The sequence below is a fragment of the Brevibacillus sp. RS1.1 genome (genome assembly GCF_013284365.1).
Taxonomy (GTDB): Bacteria; Bacillota; Bacilli; order Brevibacillales; family Brevibacillaceae; genus Brevibacillus; species Brevibacillus brevis_D.
In genome coordinates this window covers 978,750-1,002,392 of record NZ_JABSVA010000002.1, presented here as the reverse complement: position 1 = coordinate 1,002,392, position 23,643 = coordinate 978,750, and the positions used below count along the sequence as shown (strand labels likewise).

Here is a 23,643-nt window from a genome sequence, read left to right as displayed (position 1 = left end):
CAAACACGAAGTTGAGACTAGGTAGCGAACCTGCCGTAGACAACCACCGTGAACACGCTCTTTTCCTATAGGACAAGGGACGGTTTCATGGTGGTTTTTTCGTCTCAATGGAGTTTACTAGAGGGGAGATAAAAGAAATGGGCAAGACCAAGCATGGCGGACCAATTAAGCTGGATACTTCGTGGAAGCCTTCCTTATGGGCTTCACTGATGCCGATGGGACTCGGAAAAATCAAGCCGCATCACATTCGCGATACGATGAAGGTGGCGTATGACAATCGCGATAATTTGGGTTATGCCTATCGCATTTTGACCCAAGGGGTATGTGATGGCTGCGCTCTCGGCGTATCCGGTCTCTACGATCAGACGTTGACTGGTCCGCATTTGTGCACCACGAGACTAAACGTACTGCGTCTCAATACCATGCCTGCCATGGATGCCAAATGGTTTGAAGACGTAAATGCGCTACGTAAGCTGTCCAGCGAGGAATTGCGCAAGCTGGGAAGAATTCCGTATCCGCTTTCAAGAAAGCCAGGCGAAAACAAGTTCACTCGCATTAGTTGGGATGAAGCGTTAAACCGCATCGCGAGAAAAATCAAAAACATCAGCCCGAAACAACTGGCCTTTTTCTTGACCGCTCGTGGGATTACGAACGAGGTATACTACACGGCAGCTAAAATGGCTCGTTTCCTCGGAACCAACAACATCGACAATGCATCACGTATTTGCCACTCGCCGAGTAAGACAGCACTGAAGCGTTCGGTTGGGATTGGTGCATCGAGCTGTAACTATCAGGATTGGATTGGTACTGATGTGCTCGTATTCTGGGGCTCTGTACCAGGTAACAACCAGCCTGTATCGACGAAATACATGTATGCTGCGAAAAAAGCAGGAACGAAAATCATCCTGATCAACCCGTACAGAGAGCCAGCGATGGAGAAGTACTGGATTCCATCTGTACCAGATAGTGCTTTGTTCGGAACGAAAATTGCGGATGATTTCTATCAAGTGAATATTGGCGGCGACATCGCATTCATGAACGGCGTGATGAAGATTTGGTTCGAGATGGAGGAAGCCAAACCAGGTTCTGCGATCAATCATGAATTCATCAAGGAGCATGCGAACGGAATCGAGGAGCTGCGCAAGCATGTGATGAATGAATCGTGGGACAAGATCGTAGAATCCTCCGGTCTTAGCCGCGAGCGTATCAAGGAATTCGCAGAGTTGCTCGCTAACTCTAAAAATGGTGTATTCGTATGGAGTATGGGTCTGACCCAGCACAAATTCGGTACGGACAATATTTCTCAAGTAGCCAATTTGGCCGTCCTTCGTGGATTCTTGGGTCGCAAGCACACTGGTCTCATGCCGATTCGCGGACACTCTGGCGTACAAGGCTCTGGTGAAATGGGTGCCGATCCGTTCAGCTTACCAGGTGGAGATTTTGAAGAGAAATCCTGGAACCGCATTGAAAAGCTCTGGAACTTCCCGATCCCGAAATGGCAAGGAGATATCGTCGGTATTTCTTTGGAAAATGCAGTGTTGCCAGATGGACATGAGCGCAAGACCAGATTGTTCTATACAAGTGGTGGCAACTTCCTGGAGACGATGCCAGATCCGGACTTCATGCAAAAATGCTTGGAGAACATAGAAGTTCGTGTACATCAGGACATCATTTTCAACACATCTACGCTGGTGGATGCGAAGGAAGAAGTCATCGTACTGCCAGCAATGACTCGCTACGAGCAGCCGGGTGGCGGTACATCGACAAGTACAGAGCGTATGGTTTACTTCAGTGCTGAAGTGGAAGGGCCACGAATTGAAGAAGCTCGTTCGGAATGGGAGATTTACGTAGATCTGGCAGCACGGGTCAATCCAGAGAAAAAGCATCTGATGCATTTCTCAAGCGCAGCTGATATTCGTGCAGAGATTGCTCTGGCGAATCCGAACTACGATGGTATCCAGCATCTGAAAAACCGCGGAGATGTTTTCCAATGGGGCGGTGCATGGTTGTGTGAAGGCGGCGTATGCCCGACACCGGATGGCCGAGCGAATCTGATTCCAATTGAGATTCCGGATTTGAACAAGCCAGAGGGACACTTCTATGTAACAACTCGTCGCGGTAAGCAGTTCAACTCGATGATTTATAGCAAGAAAGACCCGTTCAACAATGCAGACCGTTATGATATCCTGATCAATGCAGAGGATGCAAAAGAACTGCGCATTGCAGAAGGCGAAAATATCGTCGTTTACAATAAATATGGAACATTCCAAGGACGTGCCAAATTCGAGGACACCAGACGCGGAAATATTCAAGTACACTGGCCGGAAGGGAACGTACTCATTCCGAAGGGTGTATACGAGACATACGCAGGTATTCCCGAATACAATACAGCCGTGAAGGTTGAAAAAGCGGACACTTTCCACGCCAATAAAGATTTGAAATACGTGGAGAGAGAAGTAGAAGATTTGGAAGTAAACGTCGGCTGACGAGCTGAAGCAATGGGTGGTCAAGATTAGGGGGAACAAGCCATGCGTTTTTCGCGACAAACAATCTCGGTTGAGGAAGCGATGAGCAAGCTTTTGGCAAAACTGCTGACAGGGAGAACGGAACAAGTGCAGATCGGGGAGGCATACGGGCGGATACTGGCCTCTGATCTACGTGCAACATACGATTTGCCGCACTTTGACCGCTCGCCGCTGGATGGGTTTGCCGTGAGAGCTGCGGATACGATTGGGGCCTCCGTTGACCGCCCGATTACACTAACAGTGCTAGAGACAGTTGCGGCCGGGCAAGTACCTACTAGAGAACTGAAAAAGGGCTACGCGACGCGGATCATGACAGGTGCGATGATGCCTGCGGATGCAGATGCGGTCATCATGTTTGAGCAAACGCATAACCCAGCCGAAGAAGCGGATACTGTACGGATCAAGCGGGAGATGAAGCTTGGGGAAAATGTATCGCGTCGTGGTGAAGAGATGGCCAAAGGAACGGTCATTGCCAAAATGGGTGAACGGATTAACGCAGGTACTCTCGCCAGCTTGGCTACGTTTGGCTATTCGCAGGTCGAGGTGTTCTGTAAGCCGCGTGTCGGTCTGATTTCGACTGGAAGCGAGCTCTTGGATATTGATCAGCCGCTTGCTCCAGGCAAAATTCGCAACAGTAATACGGTGATGCTAACTGCCTTGATTGCCGAAGCAGGGGGCATCCCTGTTTCGTTTTCGAGATTGCCGGATGATCTGTCGGTGGCGAAGGAGAAAATCAGTGAATGCTTGCGGGGCGTGGATCTGGTCATTTCAAGCGGTGGTGTGTCCGTTGGGGATTTTGATGTGATCGCGGCTTTAGTAGATGAGCCTGAGGTGGAGCTTTTGTTCAACAGGATCGCAATACGTCCGGGAAGTCCGACGACAGCCATGCTCATGGAGGGCAAGCCTTTGATTGCCCTATCAGGGAATCCGGGTGCCTGTTTCCTCGGGTTTGAGTTATTTGCGCGAGCAGCCATACGTCGCATCTCGGGAGAAGCCTATGTCGTGCAACAGGTTATTAAGGCGAGACTCGGGGTCGATTATACGAAGCCTTGCCCATACCCGCGTTACCTGCGAGGGAAGCTGCTCGAAAAAGACGGGGTTTTGCACGCAATCCCTGATTTCAATGAAAAGGCAGGGAATCTGGGGACGTTGAAGGACAGCGAATGCTTTATGATCATACCAGCCGGGGGAAGCGGGAAAAAAGCAGGAGAGCTGGTTGATGTGCTCACGCATGCAACCCCAACCTGGCGAAGAGAGGGATAGCAGATGGTCAAGCCACCTTGTGTTTTGCAGATTGTCGGTTATTCGAACAGTGGCAAGACGACGCTGCTCACCAAGCTCATTCCCATTCTCGAAAAAGCAGGGATAAGAGTTGGGGTCATCAAGCATGATGGCGGACACGATTTTGAGTGGGATCAGCCAGGGAAGGACACTTGGCGTTATCGTGAAGCCGGAGCCTCGTTGGTTGCGATCACATCCAAAACAAAAACGGCCATCGTGGAGCAAAAGCCGCAGGAGTTATGCGTCCTGATCCAGCGCTTGGCAGATGCCGGGGCCCAGCTCGTTTTGGTAGAAGGCTTCAAGCGTGAAGGCTATCCCAAGCTCGTCCTGCTTCGCAGACCAGAAGATGAGGAGCTTTTCTCGATCGTTACTCATCTAGTAGGGATCGTAGGTTGGACGGACAAACGTCAGCCGGGGTTACCCTTTTTTGATATTAATGACATCGACAACATAGCCAATTTTGTAAGGGAACGGGTTTCCGTTTGGCATTGTCAAAACTGATTAGAAGCATTGAGATCATTCCAGCTTGATAGGGGATGATCTTTTTTTGTAGCATGGGAGATGATCCATGTCATGAAATATATGGTAATGTAAATAAAAAATCGGCGAGAAATGATAAGGAGCTAATAACATGAACTGCCCTCACTGTCACAACGAATTAAATGAAATTCCTTTCTGTTACGGAATAGAAGCGCCACATTATTTTTACATGGTACCAGAAGAGAAACGAACAGAATTAATAAAGGACTTTTGTGTCATTGATGAACAGCATTTCTTTATGAGAGGACATATTGAAATACCAATAATAGATAGTACTGAGAAATTTATATGGAGTGTTTGGGTTTCTCTTAGTGAAGAAAACTTTTTGAGATCGAATGAATTGCTACACGTAGAAGGAAGAGAAAATGAAGTACCTTATTTTGGCTGGCTATCGACTGAACTTTCCATCTATCCAGAAACCACCCTATCCTTAAAGACATGGGTACATACACAAAAAGTTGGTGCGGTTCCCTTAATAGAATTAGAACAAACGAATCATCCACTTGCAGTTGAGCAAAGAGAAGGAATTACAATGGAGAGAGTGAAAGAAATTGCCCATTTCATCAATCATACGGAGTAATAAGAAAATGCCTGCTGCCGGGATGTTCCGGCAGCTTTTTCGTTTTCTCATCCATTAGACGATAGCTTATGGATTGCTTCAATCAGGTGGTTTTGGATGTATATATTCACTCCAATGGCTGATAAACTTGCAGCATATTTCAAAAAAATAGGAGTGATAGCAATGGATGGAGTGCGTTACAAAATGAGAGAAGTATTAGATAAGAGCAAGATTGAGACATTTTTGCAGCAAGCTAGAATCGGACATCTTGGAATGGTCGATGGTCATTTGCCGTATGTTGTTCCACTCAATTTTGTTTGGACAAATGGGAAGCTTTATTTTCATGGTGCCACCGGCGGGAGAAGAAATCAGGTTGTGGATGCTAATCCAGAGGTCTGTTTTACGGTTTGTGAAGAATATGGAACGATTACTGATCCGGTGCCAGCTAAGACGGACACAGCATATATGAGTGTAATGATTTTTGGCAAAGCTGAGCCTATCGTTGATCTGGATGAGGCTACACACATGTTACAAGAAATGATGAATAAGTATGTGCCAGGCTACTATAATCGGCCTTTGCCCAAGCAGCATGTAGAAAAATACCGTTCAGCAGTATTCGGTGGTCCGGTTCAGGTGTACCGAATAGATCCACAGCATATCACTGCGAAAGAAAATCCAATAGAAGAAGAAAAAATGTTCAATCCTGGTAAAACCGTGTAATCTCTGCAAGACGAAAAATGCCTTCTTCAATGGTGGATTCATCTACTTTAGCAAAACCCAGCACCCATCCTTTTCGATCGCTTTTCAAACAATACTTGCTAAGTGGATAAACACGGATTCCTTTTTCGAGTGCTAGGATCGTCGCGGCTTCTTCATCAAAAGATTGATCAGCTTCAAGAAGGATATGCAATCCCGTTTCTACGCCGCTTAGTGTGAAGTGTTCGCCGAGTCCTGTCGTGATGATGGCCTTCGTCATGGCTTCGTGTCTGCGCCGATATACATTCCGAACCCGTCTCATATGGCGCATGAAATGACCATGCTCAATAAAATGAGTAAGCGTTAATTGCTCCATAATCGGAAGATGCCGATAGGTTAATTCATGGACTTGGGCGAGCTGGCGAATGGCCTCTTTGGGGCCAACGATTGCTGATATTCGTATACCAGGTGCAATCATTTTGGAAAAACTCATCATATACAATGTGTTCTGAGGTCGCTGACTGAACAAGGTTGGAAGTGGGTCGCCGCGATAGCGAAATTCGCTATCGTAATCATCCTCAACAATCCAAAACTGCTGCTCGGCAGCCATGTGTAACAATTGTTGTCTGCGAGGTTCCGACATAATGACTCCAACCGCACACTGGTGCGATGGCGTAACATATACAAGCTTGGAGCACGGATGAATCTGGTCTACGTATAACCCGTACTCGTCAACTGGAACGGAGACAACTTGCATACGCCGATACTTCATTGCCATCCAGGCAGCAGGGAAGCCAGGATCTTCTACAGAAACGGTATCCCCTTCATGTAAAAGGGCTTGGGCGATCAAATCGATGCTATGCTGTGCACCTGAGGTTAACATGATTTGATCGATATTTACATGAACGCCCCGTTCAAGTGACAAATAACGTTGAATCTGTTCTCGTAGCGGTTGGTATCCATAGGCATTGCCATAAGCCCAACTGTCCAGATTCGTTTCTGTGGAAGCCTGTAAAAACGAACGTCTCCAAATCTTTTGAAAATGCTCGTCCAAATATGGCTCATGGGGACTAAAATCGACCTCAACCTTTTGACGATCTCTGTCCCCGAACCAACCGTGCAAATGACCGATTGTAGCGTTTAATAAAGGCAATTCGGGAGGGACAGGTCCTTCGGGCGCAGCATCCTCTGAAGGACGAGTTGCATAAATCCATTCGCTAACTCGCGTTCCACCGCGGCGAGAGGTGACAGTGTAGCCGCGGCTGAATAACTCCTCATAAACAATCTGTATGGTTGAACGGGAAACGCCAATTAAAGAAGCGAGTTCGCGGGAGGGTAGTAGCAATTCACCTGGCTGCCATTTTCCTGAGGTAATATTATGGATCGCTTGGTCCAGCAGTTGCTGCCAGATTGGACGTTCGTCATCTCGGTTTACGGTTAGCATTCATTCACCTTCACTGTTTTTGGTGGAATTTAATAACAATCCATTGGTTGCTATGCTATCATGGCCATCATTTTTTTTGCAACAAGACGGTTGGAGGACGACTTTTTCTTAGGGGGTTTTGAAATTGTCACAAATCGTTTCGATTTCCTGTGACCAGAATCACATGTGTATCTGTGAACCTTCCGTACACTTGAAATATAGAAAGAACGAAGCACTTCAAGGAGGTTCTACGATGTTAAGTCAAAAAACCATTGAAATCATAAAATCAACCGTTCCTGTGCTAGAGGTGCACGGAACTGCCATTACAAAACGTTTTTATCAAATGATGTTTGCTAAGCACCCTGAGCTTCTCCATATTTTCAACCACGCCAATCAAAAGCAGGGAAGACAGCAAGCAGCTCTGGCAAATGCGGTGTATGCTGCGGCTTTATATATTGATAAGCTGGAAACGATTTTGCCTGTTGTGAAGCAAATTGGACACAAGCACCGCAGCTTGGGAGTGAAGGCCGAACACTACCCGATCGTCGGGGAAAATCTCCTAGCTGCAATCAAAGACGTACTCGGGGATGCGGCTACGGACGAGATTTTACAGGCGTGGGCGGAAGCGTACGGGGTCATTGCGGATGCCTTCATCGGTGTAGAGAACGAAATGTATGAAGAGGCGAGCGGACAGCCTGGAGGATGGGTAGATTTCAGAGAGTTTATCGTCCAACGCAAGGTGAAGGAAAGCGACGTAATCACTTCCTTTTATCTGGTTCCGGCGGATGGTCAACCGATCTCCAGCTATGAGCCAGGACAGTATGTCAGCATCAAGGTAGAATTACCGGGCGAGCAATTTACGCATATTCGCCAGTACAGTCTCTCTGATGCACCTGGGAATGCGTACTACCGCATTTCTGTCAAACGCGAGGACGCGATGCAGGATAAGCCAGCAGGAAAAGTATCCGTTTATTTGTCAGAGGAAGTGAAGGAAGGAGATAGTCTACAGTTGTCTGCTCCGGCTGGAGATTTTACCTTGCAGCAAGAGGACAGCCGTCCGGTTGTGCTGCTCAGTGGTGGTGTTGGATTGACCCCAATGATCAGCATGCTGAACACACTGATCAAATCGGGAACAGACCGTCCGATCACCTTCATTCACGCATCCAAAAACGGAAATGTGCATGCCATGAAGCAGGCAGTAGAGGAGTTGGCCGCAAAACATCCCCAGCTTTCTGTTCACTGGTGCTATACACAGCCGACCGAACAGGATCGATTGAACGGTGCTTTCCAGAAAGAAGGATATATCGACTTGCCGTGGCTGCAAAAGGTCATCGATACAAAAGAGGCGAGCTACTATTTCTGTGGTCCAATTCCATTCATGAAGACGATCAACGGTGCTCTGCTGGAATGGGGAGTGCCAGCAGAAGATATTCATTTTGAGTTTTTTGGACCGGCAGCGACCTTGGTATAAAGGCAACCACGAAAAAAGCGTAAGCTTACTCGCGATTCGCAGCTTGAGCGCGCAGCAGTCGATTTACCGTTTCGCGGCGAAGTCCGATGAGTTGACCGATTTCATCCTGAGTCAGCAACTCCGAAAGCGAGGCGACAGGAACGAATGTCTGAAACCAAAGCTGGAGCTTGCGAAGCTTTTCAGCAGGAGAGACTTCGGTCAATTGGTCGATACGCTGCTGCATCATCCGAAGCTTCCCTTGCAGCTGTAGTGCGATATCACGACACTTTTCAGGATGGTCATCCAGATGGCGATACCAATCCGGGGCAGACAGCACTTCGATCTCACAGGTCACGAGAGCGATTGCTGTCCCGTAATAGGGATTCGGGCTCATCAACGAATGATGCGGAATGATCTCATCTGGCACGATGATGTTGACCAGCGTCAATGCTCCGTCTGCATGTACCCGAACGATTTTTAACAGACCGCTCTTCAGATGGTAGAGCGGTCCAGCTTCGCCTTGTCGAAACAGGACTTCTCCCTTGTGCAGGATCATGGGTTTCTCCTCGATTCTCTACGTTTTTCTCTAGCAATTATAGCAAGCCCGGCAGGAGGAAGTAAGCAATCGTAAAAAGCAGTTTGCCGCTTTTTTAGGCTTGCTACAGCAATGATGCCTTTTGCTATAATGGGGAAATCACAGCTGGATAAAGGGAGTTGTCTGATGCTCAACTTTTTTACATGGGTAGGCTCCATAGTGGGGGTACTCACACTCGGATTGATTGGCTATGTGGTTTACCGCTACTGGTACCATATGGGACAGCTACCGAAGCCGGAGTTTCGTCATCTGGATACGAAAAAACCAATGCCTGCCGACTGGAGTCACGATGAGGTTACATTTACATGGATCGGCCACTCGACGATTCTGTTGAATATGTTTGGTACGAAAATACTGACAGATCCGGTTTTGGGCGAGAAGCTGGGGATTAAGCTAGCAGGTGTCCATTTTGGTCCCAAGCGCTTTACACCTCCTGCCCTCGACTTTTCTGAACTTGGCGAGGTAGATATCATTTTGCTATCGCATGCCCATTTGGATCATGTCGATCTGCCAACCTTGCAGAAAATAGCGAATCGATCCACACATGTCATTACAGCGCACCAGACGAGCAAACTGTTCAAGCATATGCCATTTGGTTCGTATGAGGAAATGCAGCCAGGTGAAGCCGTTACAACCAAAGAAGGACTGACGATTACGGCGATTCCTGTCCGACATTGGGGCAACCGTTTTCCATGGAATCATGAGTATGGCTACAATGGCTATATGATTGAGAAAAATGGTGTGCGCATCCTCTATCCAGGCGATACCGCATATATCTCCATGGAAAATTTGCCGAAGCAATTCGGGCTGATCGATCTGGTATTCATGCCGATTGGCGCTTACAAGCCAGACTCGTATCAAGCGGCGCATTGTACGCCTGAGCAAGCGTGGCAAATGTTCAAGGAGACCAAAGCCAAGTGGCTGGTGCCTATTCATTGGAATACGTTTGTGCTATCGCGTGAGCCAGTTGATGAGCCGTTCGAGCGTCTGTTGGTAGCAGCGGGGGACGAGAGGGATAGGATCGTTGTTGAAAAACAAGGGGAGACGTTTTCGATCCCTGTTCAATAGGTGTGAAAAGCTAGCGACTGCTTACATGGCAGTCGCTTTTCTAACGATATGAATAAATGGGGAGGGAATAGCTACCTTATTATAGAAATATTTTTATCGAAGGAGTTTTTTGAGGAGGGGTACATATGACAAAAGCATTGCCGCAACGCTGGGATATGGATGTGATTTTTCCTGGTGGCAGTGAATCAGAGGATTTTCGGGCGTTTTTAGTGACAGTGGAAGGGGATATTGCGAACCTGAAAGCGCGTTTCGAGCAATCTGGCGCTGGTTTGCATGAAACAGCCGCTTTCAAAGAAGTTGTCGCTCAAGTTCAAAGCATTGCCGTGCGAGTGAGACAAGCAGGTGCATTCATTTCCTGCCTGACTGCTCAAAATGTAAAGGATGAGCCTGCCAAGCTGATGGGTGGGCGTGTAAAAAGCATCTCGGCTGCGTTTGGGGCAGTATTGACGCGATGGGAAGAACAGCTGCTGGCTATCGACGAGGCTGCATGGGAGAATTTGTTGGCAGACGAAGAATTGCAATCGCTTGCTTTTGTGCTGAATGAGCGCCGCCGCCGTGCACAGGAAAAGCTGTCGCCTGAACAAGAAGTGCTGGCAAACGATTTAGCTGTAGACGGCTATCATGCTTGGCAAGACTTGTACAATGCGGTTGTGGGACGTATGAGCATTGAGGTTGAGGTCAATGGGGAGACGAAGCAGCTGTCCGTGGGGCAAGCTTCTAACCTGATGAGCAGTCCTGACCGTGCTGTGCGTTCCCATGTTTTTGAAAAGTGGAATGAAGCTTGGGGCAAGGAAACGGAGCTGTGCGCACAAGCGCTGAATCACTTGGGTGGTTTCCGTCTCTCTCTGTACCGTCATCGCGGCTGGGATTCCGTCCTGCGTGAACCACTGGATATTGGACGGATGCAGGAAAAAACTCTCGACGCGATGTGGCAGGCCATCGACAATCGCAAGGATCGTCTGGTTACCTACCTGGAGCGCAAGGCAAAGCTACTCGGTGTAGACAAGCTGAGCTGGTACGATGTAGGAGCTCCGGTCGGGAATGTACATAAAGAAGTGTCCTACGATGAAGCAGCTGCCCTGATCGTTGAGCACTTCAACCGTTTCAATCCGAGCATGGCTGAGTTTGCGCAAAAGGCATTCGATGAGGGCTGGATCGAGGCAGAGGATCGTCCTGGCAAGCGCCCAGGCGGATTCTGCACGAGCTTCCCAGTCAGCAAGCAGTCGCGCGTGTTCATGACGTATGCGGGAAGCGCAAGTAATGTATCCACATTGGCACATGAGCTGGGGCATGCATATCATCAGCAAGTCATGTGGGATTTGCCAGCCCTTAACCAAAACTACGCGATGAACGTAGCGGAAACAGCATCGACCTTCGCAGAGATGATCCTCGCTGACGCTGCTGTGAAAAATGCAGCCAATGATGATGAAAAACTGGTGCTCTTGGAAGATAAGCTGCAATCCATCGTCGCGTTTTTCATGAACATCCACGCTCGCTTTATTTTCGAGAAAAACTTCTATGAGAAGCGCAAAGAAGGTCTCGTGAGCGCGGCTGATCTCGACCGACTCATGGAAGACGCGCAAAAGCAAGCGTACAACGGCGCTTTGGCAGATTACGAGCCGCATTTCTGGGCATCTAAGCTGCATTTCTATATCACGTCGTACCCGTTCTACAACTTCCCGTACACATTCGGGTACTTGTTCAGCATGAGTGTCTATGCGCGTGCGCTTGAAGAAGGGGAGAGCTTCGCGCCGAAATACGATGCACTGCTCCAAGATACAGGCCGCCTAATGGTGGAAGAATTGGCGAAGAAGCATCTCGGCGAGGATATGACGACAGTTGAGTTCTGGCAAAAAGCTGTTGACCTGGCTGTGGCAGACATCGACGAATTCCTGCGCCTGACAGAAGAAGCATAAATGTACGAATAAATTAGTTCAAAGCAGTCTGTCACTATTCTGACAGGCTGCTTTTTTCGTGGAGAGATTGTTAACATTGCAGAAGAAATCTTCGGATAACATTTACCTGCGGTTTATCGAATCCTCGCTATTTTTTCGTACAGTAAAAGGGAAGGGAGTACTTGCAAAGGGAGGCATCGTAATGGACACTGGCAGTCATCTTTTGTTGGGTGTCACACTGGCGGGGTTAGCTCATATCACGCCGGCAGTGGCGAATGATCCGGCGCTTGCACAGGCGCTGATGATCGCAACGGTAGTGGGTTCTCATGCCCCGGATTTCGACACTGTGGCCAGACTTCGCGGTATTTCTTTTTACATTCGCTTTCATCGAGGAATTACGCATTCGATTCCCGCCTTATTTCTGTGGCCCCTCATCATCAGCCTTTCTCTTGCCTGGGGGTTTGGGCTCATGGGGCAGTTCGGTATTTTGTACGGTTGGACGCTGTTAGCTGTTGTGCTGCATGTTTTTCTCGATATGCTAAACGCCTATGGAGTCCAATGTATTCGTCCTATTAGCAAGCGTTGGGTGCATTTGGATGTGCTCGCGATTTTTGAGCCACTGGTGTTCGCGGTTCATCTGGCAGCAGCGATCTGGTGGATTGCTTTTAGAGGAGATCCTAGCGTGTTATTTCCGGTTGCATATGCCATGACGCTCGTGTATATTGGCGTGCGGGCTTGGCAGCATCACCGTAACGTCAAACGGGTAGTAAGGGCATTGGAAACAAAGGGCATATCCCATGTGTTCCCGAGCATACATCCATTTCACTGGAGATTCGTCGTTGAGACGGAGGAACTGTTTTACACAGGGAGAATCGAGTATACGCGTGTGATACTGGAGGATGTATATCCGAAGCAACAGCGTGATGCGATCATCCAGGCTACTGTCGGTGTGGATGGCGTTCGTGCTTTTCTCGGATTTGCTCAACGAATCCACGTCACGTGGAAGGAAATTGCCGACGGTTATGAAGTCACGTGGAGCGATGTGCGCTTTTGGTACAACCGCAAGCTGCCATTTGGCGTAGATGTTGTCTTGGATCGTGATTTGAACGTCGTTGATCATCGGTTAGGTTGGCGAAAAAAAGCGTGGGACCCACCGTTTGTATAAGGGAAGCTAGTATAGGTAAGCCTCGTCAGTTAGTGAAACTGGGGGCTTACTTTTTTTGTGTGAACAAGGAGCCTCAGCGTCTGCTTCTTGCATTGTTTCAGTAAAACTTTCTGCTCCCCCCTTGAAAATGCCTAGATAGCGTTTTTTTTTGCCAAAGGTTTAAGTGGTATCGATAAACCAACAAAGCTGGTAAGAAGAAAAAGCACAGGGATCGTAGACCTTGACAACGCCTCCCCAGTTGGAACTTTCAAAAGGGGACCACGCTTGTCGAACACTTCTTCCATGAGATACATCCGCCCGTAGGGTGGCTTTGGCTCGACGGTCCCCTTTTGAAAGTGGAGACGGACAGTGAATCCCCCCTGCAGGCGTGTCAGAGTCGAAGAGAACTGTGCTTTTTCTTCTCCTCCACTATGTTGACCCCATTAAGGACCTTTAAAGCTATTCTAACGAAATGGCGCTATGCAAAATCCAACAAGAATGATACACTGAAAAAAACTAAACGTTCGATGGTGATAGAATGAATAACTTATATTCGATCAGAGTGGAATGGTCTCCTGCGTATGAATGTATCATTAGCCTCTACACTTACATTTACGAGAAAGACCGCAAGCATAGTTTGCTTGGTACGGCTTGGTTAGAGGAAACAAAACAAAAGCTCCCGGCGTCTTTTGCAGATGAACTCGTAGACGAACGTTGGGAGGTACTCCACCGCTTGGTGCTGCTTGTAGCGCAATCGCCCCAGACCAAATCCGTCGAAGAATTTCTTGGGTGGCTGGAAAGCATTCCTCCCGGTGAAATTTATGAGCGCCTCGCGCCGTGGGTGGAGACAATCCCGCTGAACTTGGGAGAAATCCGTGATCGCAGCCTATCGTTGCTTACCCGGTGGAATGAGCATTATTTTTCGAAGATGGACCCACGCATTTTGGAGAGTCTGCAACGGAGCGCCGATGAGCTGACGGCCCGCGCCAAAGAAACGCCTCCAATCGACTTGGTCGATCATGTTACAAACGGTATCTGGATTGAGCCGATGGCAGATTTGCGGGAGGTTGTACTGATCCCGCAATATCATTGTGCCCATTCTTCTGTTCTCGACTTTTATCGGGGGCTTGCCACTTGCATGTACCCTGTCAAAGATGCGGCAACGACCAAACCACAGCCACTCTTGGAGCTGTTGCCTATCACACAGTGTCTGGCAGATGAAAAGCGCCTGCAAATTTTGCGCTGTCTGGCAAAAAAGACGTGCACGCTCGGTGAATTACAGAAGCAAGTATCTTTGGCAAAAAGCACCGTCCATCATCATGTAACGGCGTTGCGCAGAGCGGGGCTGATTCGTGCTCACTACACAGGAAGTACGACGATTTCCTACTACAGTCTGCGAGAAGCCTTTGTCGAGCGTCTCCCGGTCTTGCTTCGTTCCTTCTTCCATGCATCAGAGTGATTTTGCTTACGGAAATAGCATGATTTTGTTGAGAGGGTAGGTTGAATCAGTATGAGCAAAATGAGGCAAGTGTTGGAGGCGTATCATCCGATTGTTCATCTGTTGATGGCAGGGACGGTGTTCGTTCAGCTCACCCAATCGATGAGTATCCCTTTTTTGGCTATCTATCTCGGTGAAACGACGAAGCTCTCCCACGCCTATATTGGACTAATTATCGGGGCAGGTCCTTTGGCTGGAACAGTAGGGGGATTTGTTGGTGGGATTCTCTCAGATTTGTTTGGCAGACAAAAGCTGATGTTTTTTTCTTTGCTTGCTATGGCGTGCTCGATGATCGGCTTCATTACACTAGCACATCCGATCGGTTTATTGGTAATCAGCATGGTTATGGGATTGGCGGCATCGATTTTTGCGACGGTTTCAAAAGCGTTGATGGGCGACTTGACGCCCGAGCAAAAACGTTTTCGTGTGTTCTCGAATCGCTATCTTGCGAGCAATCTGGGCTTCGCGATTGGTCCTATGCTCGGTGCTTTTTGGGGGATTTCCGGCAGCAATCTGGCGTTTGTTCTGACTGGGGTATCCTTGGTGAGCTTTGCCGTCATTTTAGTAGTGGCATGTCGGAGATGTGGCGTCACCGATAACAGTGGGGAGAACGGAGAGGTGGAGCGAGCCAGTTTAGGTGAGATCTGGCAAGTGCTCAGAAGGGATGTCGTCCTTCTTACCTTTGTCACAGGCGGAATCCTGTTAGTGACGGTGTACGGTCAGATGTCTGTTACACTCTCCCAATACTTGCGGGAAAACTTTTCGGAGGGTGTCGCCTTGTTTGGAACCTTGATGAGCGTCAACGGATTTACCGTCTTGCTTTTGCAAATTCCAGTAACGAGGCTGGTTGAGCGTTATTCCTTGTTTGCGAGGATAGCAGGCGGTGCTGTATTGATGGCCATAGGAGAAGTTGGTTTTGCTTTTTCGTCAAATTGGGTTTGGTTTATTACAGCGATGATCGTTTTTACGCTCGGGGAAATCTTGATCATACCAGCGGAGTATGCGCAAATCGATGAGATCAGTCCCGCGAATATGAGAGGGACTTACTATGGGGCACAAAGCGCAACCATGCTCGGCAGCTTCCTTGGTCCATGGGCAGGTGGTATGGTGCTCACAGCATATGGTGGCCCCGTGATGTTTGGGGTCATGGGAGTATTGGCGCTGGTTAGCTTGATCTTTTATTGGCTGGGACGCAGAATGCATGAACAGCGGAAGCAGCCTAGAAATGCGATTGTAGAGACTGCCATGTAGCTTCTTGCCGATTGATTGATATTGCCGTATAATGGAAAGTATCTTTTTCAAAAGGGGACGTTTTGATGTCGGTGTGTGTTCTTAACTAAGCAACTGGATAGGGTACTCCCATTGTTTTTGGCAAAAATCTCATGTCATGTGAGTTTATTTGCTATGGAACAGAGGAGGCCTTGATTAGTTAAGAACTTACGGTCATCCATCTACCCATTTGCTCGACTACGGGAACCGTGCTCTTACGCACGGTTTTTTTTGCGGGACTATCCACGCGCACGTAGCGAACGTATGCCCTCAAGGCGGAGATGAACGAATGTTCATGCTCTGCCTTTTTGCATGCATCGATGGGTCCATCCCTTTTGAAAAGAGGTATTCTACTTGAAAAATTATATCGAAGACACCTATAAACAAGTGCGTTTACAAGAAGGACAACAAGTGATCGAACAGTTTCTGCTTGCATGTTATTTTCATCCGGATTTGCCTACGAAAGAGTTGGCAAGAAAAGTACTCTTGCCTGTACCTGTGGCGACTGCGATCAAAAAAGAGCTGATTAAGGCAGGTGCCATACAGCAGGGGAGCGGGGTGAGATGCACCGCAGAAGGGGAAGCGTTCATTGAGCAAAAGCTTGGGTATGGTGGACTGGATCGAGAGCTGTACGAAAAGCTGATGAGAGACGACGAAGCTTGGAAAACCGAGCTGGCTGATTTGCAGGCGGAGATGGAGATGATTTTTGCTGGGCGTCCGCAAGTCGATGTACAGATCGATCAGTCCAAATGCACAGTCGAGACGAGCCTGCGCAGGGCAATCTTATGCTTGCGGCATCAGAGCTTGGTGGGCAAAAAAATATTATGTGTCGGGGATGATGATTTGGTCAGCATCTCGCTGGGACTTTTGCTCAAGCGCTTGTTTCCAGGGAATCAACAACGTCCAGAGCAAATTGACGTAGTCGATATCGATGAACGTTTTCTTCAGTACATTACGGAGGTGTCCAAGCAAAAAGCATTGACCGTTGCCTGCCATCAGGCTGATTTGCGGCAGCCGCTGCCGAAGAAGCTACAGGGTGGGTACGATTGCTTTTTTACTGATCCACCTTACACGCTGCAAGGAATGGCTCTGTTTTTATCCCGCGGAATCAGTGGGCTGCAAAAGCAAAAAGGACTGTCCATCTTCCTGTCCTTCGCGCATAAATCACCTGATTTTACGCTAAATATGCAACGGGAGTTCGTGCTGGCAGGCTTGACCGTACGAGAGGTGCTCAGTCATTTCAATGAATACGAAGCGGCGCAAATGATTGGAAACAAGGGACAGATGATCGTGCTTACCACAACAGAGCTGACGACTCCGACGATCAAGCATCCATTTCTGGAGTCGCTGTACACAGGTGAAAAGACTCCTTCCAAGCGTGAGTATCAATGCAAACGTTGCAAAAGATCGATCCAGGTAGGGGCACAGGCAAAAATAGTGACGATCGAACAATTGAAAAAACGCGGCTGCCCTCGTTGCAAGCACCAAAGCTTTGAGCTGTTGTCCCGCCGAAGAGCACAAGACTGATTGTACGCAAGTGGGCATATGGTAGTGGTGGAGGGGAGGGAGAATAAGAGAAGATGGCTTACGAAAAAGCGTTTTCTTTATTACGAATCGTGACGGGAATCTTATTTTTCATCCATGGCATAGCCAAACTGCAAAAAGGGATGGTTAATGTTGTGACGACGTTTGGTGATCTCGGCTTGCCGGGGTGGCTGGCGTATCTGGTGTTGATCGTAGAACTACTCGGCGGCCTCGCGCTGATCATTGGAGTTGGGGCGAGATATGCCGCATGGGGATTAGCTGCGATCATGGCAGGTGCGATTGTGACAGTGAAATGGGCGAAAGGCTTTGTGGGCGGTTATGAGATGGATTTGATCCTGTTGCTTGTCATGATTTGTGTGGGTCTAAAAAAGTGAAAAAAAGATCCGGCTGAACAAGTAAGCGGTCAGCTGGATCTCTTTTTTTAAACAAACAGCTCGTAATACTCAGGAGAAACGTTATCTATAAATGGACTTTTTTCATCCGAATAGTAAAGGTGCAGCTCATGCATGGCACGTGTACATGCCGTGTAAAAAAGCTTGCGTTCACTTTCTTCGCCATAGCATGTAGCGGAAGCATCATAAAGGATGACCGCATCGAACTCGACTCCTTTTGCCAAGTAAGAGGGAATAATCAAGATTCCTTTCTCAAAGGAAAGAGTAGCGGGCTTGATCAAGCGAATCGGCAATCTCTCTTGCAAAGCGTCATGAACGATTTGAGCTTCCTCTAGCGTTTTTGTGATAACAGCGATCGTCTGATGACCACGATCAGTGAGCTCACGTATGCGTGCTTCGATTTGATCGGTATGAGCCTGAGGGGATGTCACTTTGGTTAGAGTTGGCAAGCGACCATCGCGCATAAAAGGCTCAATCATCTTCCCGTTTCGCAATAGTTGCCGCGTAAACAAGACGATGGGATAGGTGGAGCGGTAGCTTTTGGTCAGGACGAAGGTCTCCGTCTCTTCGTGCTCAAACAGGGATGTGACAGCATCAAAGCTATTTTGGTGATACGCATGGGCGTAAATCGCCTGATTCCAGTCTCCCAGCACGGTCATTTTGGCACGGGGAAACAAGCTCTTGATGAGAGCGAACTGAAAGGCGGAGTAGTCTTGGGCTTCATCGAGAAAGACATGACGGACGAGGTTGTTCGTCTGCTTGCCCTCCAATCGTTCCTGCAAATACAAATAAGGAGGGATGTCTTCACATGCCAAATACTGTTGCTCTAAACGCTCTGCTGTCTGTTCGCACACTGCTGGCCACTTGTCTAATACATCGTGTTGGAGAGTGCTTGGCGCAAGCGTCCCGAGCAAGTCAGGTGATAAAAAGAGCTGGCGGTAAATAGCGCGAGTATCAATAAATTGGAGCTCCCGGATAAAATCGCGCAGAGGCTGAAACTGTTTTTTGACGATCCATGTGGCTAAGAGCTCCTGCTCGCGTTCGAAGTCATCGAAGGTATCCTCCCGAAACTGCTTTTTGCGGCGCAGCGATTGATAGGCAGCTACATACGAATCTCGGTCAAGCAGCTCCATTTCATCTTCTACCCATGGCTTTGATCGTTCGCGCTGTTCCATTTTTTTTAGCTCTGTCAGCAGTGATTTTGCAACGAGTACCATCCGATTGGGGATCGGCAGATTCGTATCGAGAGAATAAAACAGTTCATGGATGTGAGCCGCACTGATTAGCGTCTGGTCCCTAAATGTAACAGGGAGAAACATGATTCCAGCTTGTTTCAAGCTATTCGCGTATTCATCCATGGCCTGCAAAAACAAGGCGCTTGACTTGAAACGGATCCCTTCCAGCCGCGCCTCATATCCAGACTGATCACTTGCTGTCAGTACATACTCCATCTGTTCAAGCGGATTTTCCAACTGGAAGCCGTCACCGAGACGATGCTCCGCGTATTCCTGAAAAGTCGTTTGCTGCATATTTTCCTCGCCGAGCTCAGGAAGAACGGTCGAGACGTAGCTGTTAAACAAAGAGTTGGGCGAAAACAAGACGATTTGCTCTGCGGTCAATGTCTTGCGATAACGGTATAACAAATAAGCGATTCGTTGCAGTGCCGCAGACGTTTTTCCGCTACCGGCGGCTCCAGAGACGATAACGAGTCGGCTGCGTTCATTGCGGATGATGCGGTTTTGATCCCGTTGGATCGTGGCCACGATGCTTTTCATCTGCGAGTCAGCCTGTTTGCCGAGTACCTCCTGAAGCAGCTCGTCGCCAATCGTCACGCCCGTATCGAACAGGTGCAGCAATTTGCCGTCGCGAATGATGTATTGTCTTTTGCACGTAATCTCTCCATTTACGCTACCGCCTGGTGTATTGTACTCGGCTGGCCCCGGCGAGTAGTCATAATACAGACTGGAGATCGGAGCGCGCCAGTCGTAAACGAGAAATTCCTCGTCGTTTTTATCCAGCAAAGAAGCAATGCCAAGGTAGATGGCTTCTGGCTTCGATTCCAGCTCTTCTTGAAAATCAATCCTGCCAAAATAGGGAGATTGCAACAATCGCTGTAGCGTACGCAACTGATTTTGGGCATGGCGATGGATGCGTTCACGCTCGGACAGGACCTCCGCTTGCTGCTTGATACTGGCGTAAGTCTCGACAGCTTCAATGGCATCCTCGAAGTTGACTGTCACGTCGTCCCAAAAATGCTTGCGAATGCCGATAATATCCTCGCTCACGACATTCACATGCTCTTTCAGGTCATCTATTCGGTTCTTTATCTCTGAGATGACTTGTTCAACACGTTGTTGTTCGTTTTGCCGATCTTGATCAGTCACGCTCATGGTACCGCTCCTTTTTCGTTCCCCATTTTTGGCCTGAAGGTTTGACAATCGAAAGTGAATGTGATACTATTATATTGGAGATAAAATAGTTACATATGATGGATTGACGAACAGACCAATTCTCATTTTAACACGTGAAAATTGGCTTTTCAACATGGTATAGGAAAAATACAAAGTGAAATGACAGGGAACTCCTTTGGGGGTTCCCTTTTTTGTTGCGGTTAGACTTGTCCGTCAAGTGTTCCAGTGAGAGCTACCCATATACGGGTTGTTCCCACCAGTCTATTGAAAAGGAGAAGGATGTCTTCTCATCTGCGTTTGGAACGCGAACGATGAGTGACATGCCAGGTCCGAGAATCCACTGTCCGCTAGGGGTCGCCTCAACGGTAGAGGATGCCGGAATGATTCGTGTGGCAGTATGAATGTGATCGGAAAAGGTATCTGTCATACCAGTGCCATGCAAAATTTGCCCTTGGGCGGCTGGACAAGCGGGGAGTTGAACATAACCAGAAGTCACTTGACGTGAGAGAGTCGTACCTGTGATTGAGGAGGCTTTGCCAAACAAGAAATGTGCTTCTATCGGGTGCGGGGATGGATTGGTGATCATCCAATGGTTGACAAATAAATGAACGCCAGAGCGTAATGGGTTCGACAAGGCAGCAATCCCGTGAGCTCCATCGCTCACTGTGATTTTATCCGATTGCCCCATGAAGTATTTGCATTGATCCGCCATCGACATCGCATACGGAATGTGAACACTCCGGCTCAGCTGTTCCGTAGCAGAAGGAGTGGGAAACGGATAGTACCCCATCTGCATATAGACATCTGGTATTCCGCCAAAAAAGTACGAGGGGCGGGTATAGGAGGGCTTCGTCATGATTTCCTCTCCTTGTAAGTGGGGTAACTGCTAACCCTACAGCATATGGCAATCGTCCATGGAGGGTGTCAGGAAGCAAAAAAACAGACACCATTGTAGCTGGTGTCTAAACGAGTTTGAAATGGATTACTTTTTCTGGGTAGGAAGACGAACGCGATGGTATTGCTCCAGGCGACCGTCTGAGTCGATGGACAGTTCAATTTGCTCTTTCTCGGCTTTAAAAGTAATCCCGCCTAGCTCTCGTGTAAATCCGTTCGTATCTCCTGTTTCAATGAATTGGTTGCTAACGGTTTTAAACTGCTTCGTATTTTCGCTGCCAAGTATTTGATTCATAAGCTCTTGTCCACGTTGCTGGTAGTAATCCTTTTGGCGGGACGCTACTTTCGCTGCGGGAAAGGGACCACCATGATAGTGCAGCAAAATGCCTGTCGTGCTGTCGAATTGCATTTCGGCAAAACGTTTCCCTTTATCCGTTGCATTCCCTGTCTCGTGCAAGGTAAACGTCCATACTCCCCGAATGTCTCCTGATATTGATATGGGAGACTTATGCATCCCCATGAGTTTCCACGTTTTCAGTGAGGGCTCCAGTTCAAGCAGCTTTTGAAAACTGGCTTCTACGAGAGTAGGTATTGATTCCTGCTTGCTTGCATCACTTGGCTGCGCGGCGGGAGCATGCCCCGAACTTACAGTCGCGACTCCTGACAAACCGATAACAGCTGCCAACAATAAACTGCCGATTACTTGAAAAGGTTGTATTTTCATGGTCGATCTCCTTTACTGTAACGAAATTTTTACTGCTTTATCCGGTTCTGCTTCTCCGCTCATATGCGGGATTAATTGGATGTACGCGGGTTTTTCCTTGAAGGAAACGATAAATTTTCGCGAAATCCCATTCTCGTCGTAATTCGTACTTTCCTCCTCAATACGAATTTCCTTTCCGCTGGGATCGAGGAGAGTATACGAAGGCTCATATAGCTTGTCGTCAGGCGGAATTTCTTTTAATACAACCGTTGTGGATACCGGCGTGAGTGTAACCTCTTTGATTTGAAATGCAAAATTACTCCGCAAGGTTTGGCTGATGTTAGGCGTGAGGGTCTTGCTGTCAATCTTCGCAAACTGCTTTACAACAGGAAGTTTCAGGTTCCATGTGCTTTGTGCATTTTGATAGTCATATAACTGCGCCTGCATCGTAAACTGATCGGGCCAAGTTCCATTGAGGGTAATGGTAGTAACACCTGCGAACAAATAATCCTCCATCTGTTTGACCTCACTGCTCCAGCCAGCTCCGGTGCTAACGATGGGCTCAGCCAAGGTAAAATCCTTTAGTACGATTCTTTCTGCGATTTCCTGGGCGGCTGCTTTTTCGGTCGTTTCGGGCATTTGAATCAAATAGCCAATTCCCAATTGTATCCCATCGTAAAATACTTCGTTGACCGTTATCGTAATGCCATTGACCACTGCGCTTTGGTTGACTGCGGTAATTAGCCCTTTTTCGTTGGCGATTTGTAGAGCATCTTCTTGAAACAGTGCAAAGACAGAGCTGATGACCGGTACATGCTTCAACTTTTCTGCCCATGTGGGTGAGGAAAATCCGAGCGTCAGGAGGGTGAAAAGCAGGAAGGACGCAACGCTAGCAGAGGCCATGAAAATCTTTTTCATGCGGATACGGGAACCGGATGACTGCTCTTGTGGCATGGTTGTGAATAAATTGCTTTTCATCCGTGCTACGGTTTCTTCGTCAGGGGTGTGTATTCCGTTTTCTCGTTCAAGCTGTTTGACGATGTCAATAAGCTCAGATGCGTCATAAGCCAGAGCCCCGTTGCGCAACTCCGAGTGAGGCGCCTCCAGCCACTTGGCAAAGCTCTTGATTTGTTCAGAAACAATCTCGTCTGAATTGCGCTTCATAAGAATCCTCCGATCCTCGTAGATTTCCTTTTACCTTTTCTAAGGCGCGATACAGGCGATTTTTTACGGCACTTTCGCCCATTTGCATGATTTGTGCGATCTCGGCAAAGGTACATTCACCAAAAAATCTAAGCATGATAATTTCCCGTTCGATCTCATTGACTTGCTGCAGGGCAGAGGTTAAATCGAGTTGAGTGTCTGCTTGCTCTGCATAGCAGGCAGACGAATTGGCAGATAGAGAACCGAGCTCCCATTCTCTCGGACGTCGCTTTTGCTTGCGTTGTTCGTCCATGAGCGTGTACTTGGCAATTTGAAACAGCCAGGTGGAAAAAAGCGACTCTTCCCGAAAGCTATCGAGCCGACTCATTGCTTTTAAAAAGGTTTGCTGTGTCAGATCCTCCGCTAGCGTTTTCCCCACTCTGAATGAAAAATAACGGTAAATTCGCTTTACATAATGATCATAAATAGGAGCAAAGTCCTCTCGATTTTCTTTGGCACGCGAAATCCAGTACTTCTCATCAAAAGGTGTGGATTCCATTTTCTCCCTCCCTTCTTCAACAGAATTAGACGCCAGGCATTAGAGAATCGACA

At 48.1% G+C, this 23,643-nt stretch carries 20 protein-coding genes; 13 read left to right on the top strand and 7 right to left on the bottom strand.

From position 1 onward, the window contains the following. Nucleotides 1-137 precede the first annotated feature (137 nt). The 5 genes from HP570_RS10255 (at nt 138) to HP570_RS10235 (ending at nt 5,625) form a co-directional block, all read left to right on the top strand. Nucleotides 138-2,486, top strand: a complete 2,349-nt coding sequence (locus tag HP570_RS10255) for an FdhF/YdeP family oxidoreductase (protein ID WP_173625657.1) — start codon at nt 138-140, stop codon at nt 2,484-2,486. Between the two features lie 42 nt (nt 2,487-2,528). Then, nucleotides 2,529-3,788: a molybdopterin molybdotransferase MoeA gene (locus tag HP570_RS10250; protein ID WP_173625656.1), complete on the top strand. Its 1,260-nt coding sequence runs from the start codon at nt 2,529-2,531 to the stop codon at nt 3,786-3,788. Between the two features lie 3 nt (nt 3,789-3,791). Beyond that, a complete protein-coding gene (gene mobB, locus HP570_RS10245) occupies nt 3,792-4,307 on the top strand; it encodes a molybdopterin-guanine dinucleotide biosynthesis protein B (RefSeq protein WP_173625655.1) in 516 nt (171 codons plus the stop codon). A 130-nt stretch (nt 4,308-4,437) separates the two neighbouring features. Beyond that, nucleotides 4,438-4,926 carry a DUF2199 domain-containing protein gene (locus HP570_RS10240; protein WP_173625654.1) on the top strand — a complete coding sequence of 163 codons (489 nt, stop codon included), beginning with the start codon at nt 4,438-4,440 and terminating at the stop codon, nt 4,924-4,926. A gap of 162 nt (nt 4,927-5,088) precedes the next feature. Next, nucleotides 5,089-5,625, top strand: a complete 537-nt coding sequence (locus HP570_RS10235) for a pyridoxamine 5'-phosphate oxidase family protein (RefSeq protein ID WP_012684869.1) — start codon at nt 5,089-5,091, stop codon at nt 5,623-5,625. On the opposite strand, the gene pdxR is transcribed toward HP570_RS10235, so the two are convergent. Continuing rightward, nucleotides 5,603-7,045 carry a MocR-like pyridoxine biosynthesis transcription factor PdxR gene (pdxR, locus tag HP570_RS10230; RefSeq protein WP_173625653.1) on the bottom strand — a complete coding sequence of 481 codons (1,443 nt, stop codon included), beginning with the start codon at nt 7,043-7,045 and terminating at the stop codon, nt 5,603-5,605. The two genes, HP570_RS10235 and pdxR, sit on opposite strands and share 23 nt — an antisense overlap. 232 nt (nt 7,046-7,277) lie before the next feature. Here pdxR and hmpA point away from each other — a divergent pair, with 232 nt between their 5' ends. Further along, nucleotides 7,278-8,495 carry an NO-inducible flavohemoprotein gene (hmpA, locus tag HP570_RS10225; RefSeq protein ID WP_173625652.1) on the top strand — a complete coding sequence of 406 codons (1,218 nt, stop codon included), beginning with the start codon at nt 7,278-7,280 and terminating at the stop codon, nt 8,493-8,495. Nucleotides 8,496-8,520: 25 nt separating this feature from the next. Here the strand turns inward: hmpA and HP570_RS10220 are convergent, their stop codons facing one another. Then, nucleotides 8,521-9,030, bottom strand: a complete 510-nt coding sequence (locus HP570_RS10220) for a Crp/Fnr family transcriptional regulator (protein ID WP_173625651.1) — start codon at nt 9,028-9,030, stop codon at nt 8,521-8,523. A 165-nt stretch (nt 9,031-9,195) separates the two neighbouring features. Here HP570_RS10220 and HP570_RS10215 point away from each other — a divergent pair, with 165 nt between their 5' ends. The 7 genes from HP570_RS10215 to HP570_RS10185 all read left to right on the top strand — a co-directional run bounded on the left by HP570_RS10215 (nt 9,196) and on the right by HP570_RS10185 (nt 17,862). Then, nucleotides 9,196-10,137 carry an MBL fold metallo-hydrolase gene (locus HP570_RS10215; RefSeq protein ID WP_173625650.1) on the top strand — a complete coding sequence of 314 codons (942 nt, stop codon included), beginning with the start codon at nt 9,196-9,198 and terminating at the stop codon, nt 10,135-10,137. 125 nt (nt 10,138-10,262) lie between these two features. Further along, nucleotides 10,263-12,053: a M3 family oligoendopeptidase gene (locus HP570_RS10210; RefSeq protein WP_173625649.1), complete on the top strand. Its 1,791-nt coding sequence runs from the start codon at nt 10,263-10,265 to the stop codon at nt 12,051-12,053. 181 nt (nt 12,054-12,234) lie between these two features. Then, nucleotides 12,235-13,197, top strand: a complete 963-nt coding sequence (locus tag HP570_RS10205; protein WP_173625648.1) for a metal-dependent hydrolase — start codon at nt 12,235-12,237, stop codon at nt 13,195-13,197. 517 nt (nt 13,198-13,714) lie between these two features. Then, nucleotides 13,715-14,635 carry an ArsR/SmtB family transcription factor gene (locus HP570_RS10200; RefSeq protein ID WP_173625647.1) on the top strand — a complete coding sequence of 307 codons (921 nt, stop codon included), beginning with the start codon at nt 13,715-13,717 and terminating at the stop codon, nt 14,633-14,635. A gap of 51 nt (nt 14,636-14,686) precedes the next feature. Beyond that, complete coding sequence (locus tag HP570_RS10195) at nt 14,687-15,925, top strand: MDR family MFS transporter (protein ID WP_012684878.1); 1,239 nt, start codon at nt 14,687-14,689, stop codon at nt 15,923-15,925. 372 nt (nt 15,926-16,297) lie between these two features. Beyond that, nucleotides 16,298-17,470, top strand: a complete 1,173-nt coding sequence (locus HP570_RS10190) for a bis-aminopropyl spermidine synthase family protein (protein WP_012684879.1) — start codon at nt 16,298-16,300, stop codon at nt 17,468-17,470. 53 nt (nt 17,471-17,523) lie between these two features. Further along, entirely contained in the window at nt 17,524-17,862 is a 339-nt protein-coding gene (locus HP570_RS10185; RefSeq protein ID WP_173625646.1) for a DoxX family protein, read from the top strand. A 47-nt stretch (nt 17,863-17,909) separates the two neighbouring features. Here HP570_RS10185 and helD read toward each other — a convergent pair whose 3' ends face one another. The 5 genes from helD to HP570_RS10160 all read right to left on the bottom strand — a co-directional run bounded on the left by helD (nt 17,910) and on the right by HP570_RS10160 (nt 23,590). Beyond that, nucleotides 17,910-20,270 carry an RNA polymerase recycling motor HelD gene (gene helD, locus HP570_RS10180; protein WP_173625645.1) on the bottom strand — a complete coding sequence of 787 codons (2,361 nt, stop codon included), beginning with the start codon at nt 20,268-20,270 and terminating at the stop codon, nt 17,910-17,912. A 253-nt stretch (nt 20,271-20,523) separates the two neighbouring features. After that, nucleotides 20,524-21,147, bottom strand: a complete 624-nt coding sequence (locus tag HP570_RS10175) for a DUF6143 family protein (RefSeq protein WP_173625644.1) — start codon at nt 21,145-21,147, stop codon at nt 20,524-20,526. A gap of 126 nt (nt 21,148-21,273) precedes the next feature. Next, nucleotides 21,274-21,909, bottom strand: coding sequence for a hypothetical protein (locus HP570_RS10170; RefSeq protein WP_173625643.1), 636 nt, complete (start codon nt 21,907-21,909; stop codon nt 21,274-21,276). A gap of 12 nt (nt 21,910-21,921) precedes the next feature. Then, the gene (locus HP570_RS10165) at nt 21,922-23,052 is read right to left on the bottom strand and encodes a DUF4179 domain-containing protein (RefSeq protein WP_173625642.1); all 1,131 of its coding nucleotides are present in this window, start codon (nt 23,050-23,052) and stop codon (nt 21,922-21,924) included. Then, nucleotides 23,021-23,590 (bottom strand): RNA polymerase sigma factor, encoded by a 570-nt coding sequence (locus HP570_RS10160; RefSeq protein ID WP_173625641.1) that lies wholly within the window; start codon nt 23,588-23,590, stop codon nt 23,021-23,023. The genes HP570_RS10165 and HP570_RS10160 overlap by 32 nt, the downstream gene beginning before the upstream one ends. Nucleotides 23,591-23,643: the final 53 nt, after the last annotated feature.

Excerpts from the sequence above, each read along its gene's own strand:
- HP570_RS10205 (WP_173625648.1), top strand. The coding sequence starts at position 12,235 with ATGGACACTGGCAGTCATCTTTTGTTGGGTGTCACACTGGCGGGGTTA.
- HP570_RS10165 (WP_173625642.1), bottom strand. The coding sequence starts at position 23,052 with ATGAAGCGCAATTCAGACGAGATTGTTTCTGAACAAATCAAGAGCTTT.
- HP570_RS10250 (WP_173625656.1), top strand. The coding sequence starts at position 2,529 with ATGCGTTTTTCGCGACAAACAATCTCGGTTGAGGAAGCGATGAGCAAG.
- HP570_RS10195 (WP_012684878.1), top strand. The coding sequence starts at position 14,687 with ATGAGCAAAATGAGGCAAGTGTTGGAGGCGTATCATCCGATTGTTCAT.
- HP570_RS10175 (WP_173625644.1), bottom strand. The coding sequence starts at position 21,147 with ATGACGAAGCCCTCCTATACCCGCCCCTCGTACTTTTTTGGCGGAATA.
- HP570_RS10215 (WP_173625650.1), top strand. The coding sequence starts at position 9,196 with ATGCTCAACTTTTTTACATGGGTAGGCTCCATAGTGGGGGTACTCACA.
- HP570_RS10220 (WP_173625651.1), bottom strand. The coding sequence starts at position 9,030 with ATGATCCTGCACAAGGGAGAAGTCCTGTTTCGACAAGGCGAAGCTGGA.
- helD (WP_173625645.1), bottom strand. The coding sequence starts at position 20,270 with ATGAGCGTGACTGATCAAGATCGGCAAAACGAACAACAACGTGTTGAA.
- HP570_RS10240 (WP_173625654.1), top strand. The coding sequence starts at position 4,438 with ATGAACTGCCCTCACTGTCACAACGAATTAAATGAAATTCCTTTCTGT.
- HP570_RS10255 (WP_173625657.1), top strand. The coding sequence starts at position 138 with ATGGGCAAGACCAAGCATGGCGGACCAATTAAGCTGGATACTTCGTGG.
- HP570_RS10160 (WP_173625641.1), bottom strand. The coding sequence starts at position 23,590 with ATGGAATCCACACCTTTTGATGAGAAGTACTGGATTTCGCGTGCCAAA.
- HP570_RS10210 (WP_173625649.1), top strand. The coding sequence starts at position 10,263 with ATGACAAAAGCATTGCCGCAACGCTGGGATATGGATGTGATTTTTCCT.
- HP570_RS10185 (WP_173625646.1), top strand. The coding sequence starts at position 17,524 with ATGGCTTACGAAAAAGCGTTTTCTTTATTACGAATCGTGACGGGAATC.
- HP570_RS10235 (WP_012684869.1), top strand. The coding sequence starts at position 5,089 with ATGGATGGAGTGCGTTACAAAATGAGAGAAGTATTAGATAAGAGCAAG.
- HP570_RS10200 (WP_173625647.1), top strand. The coding sequence starts at position 13,715 with ATGAATAACTTATATTCGATCAGAGTGGAATGGTCTCCTGCGTATGAA.
- pdxR (WP_173625653.1), bottom strand. The coding sequence starts at position 7,045 with ATGCTAACCGTAAACCGAGATGACGAACGTCCAATCTGGCAGCAACTG.
- hmpA (WP_173625652.1), top strand. The coding sequence starts at position 7,278 with ATGTTAAGTCAAAAAACCATTGAAATCATAAAATCAACCGTTCCTGTG.
- mobB (WP_173625655.1), top strand. The coding sequence starts at position 3,792 with ATGGTCAAGCCACCTTGTGTTTTGCAGATTGTCGGTTATTCGAACAGT.
- HP570_RS10170 (WP_173625643.1), bottom strand. The coding sequence starts at position 21,909 with ATGAAAATACAACCTTTTCAAGTAATCGGCAGTTTATTGTTGGCAGCT.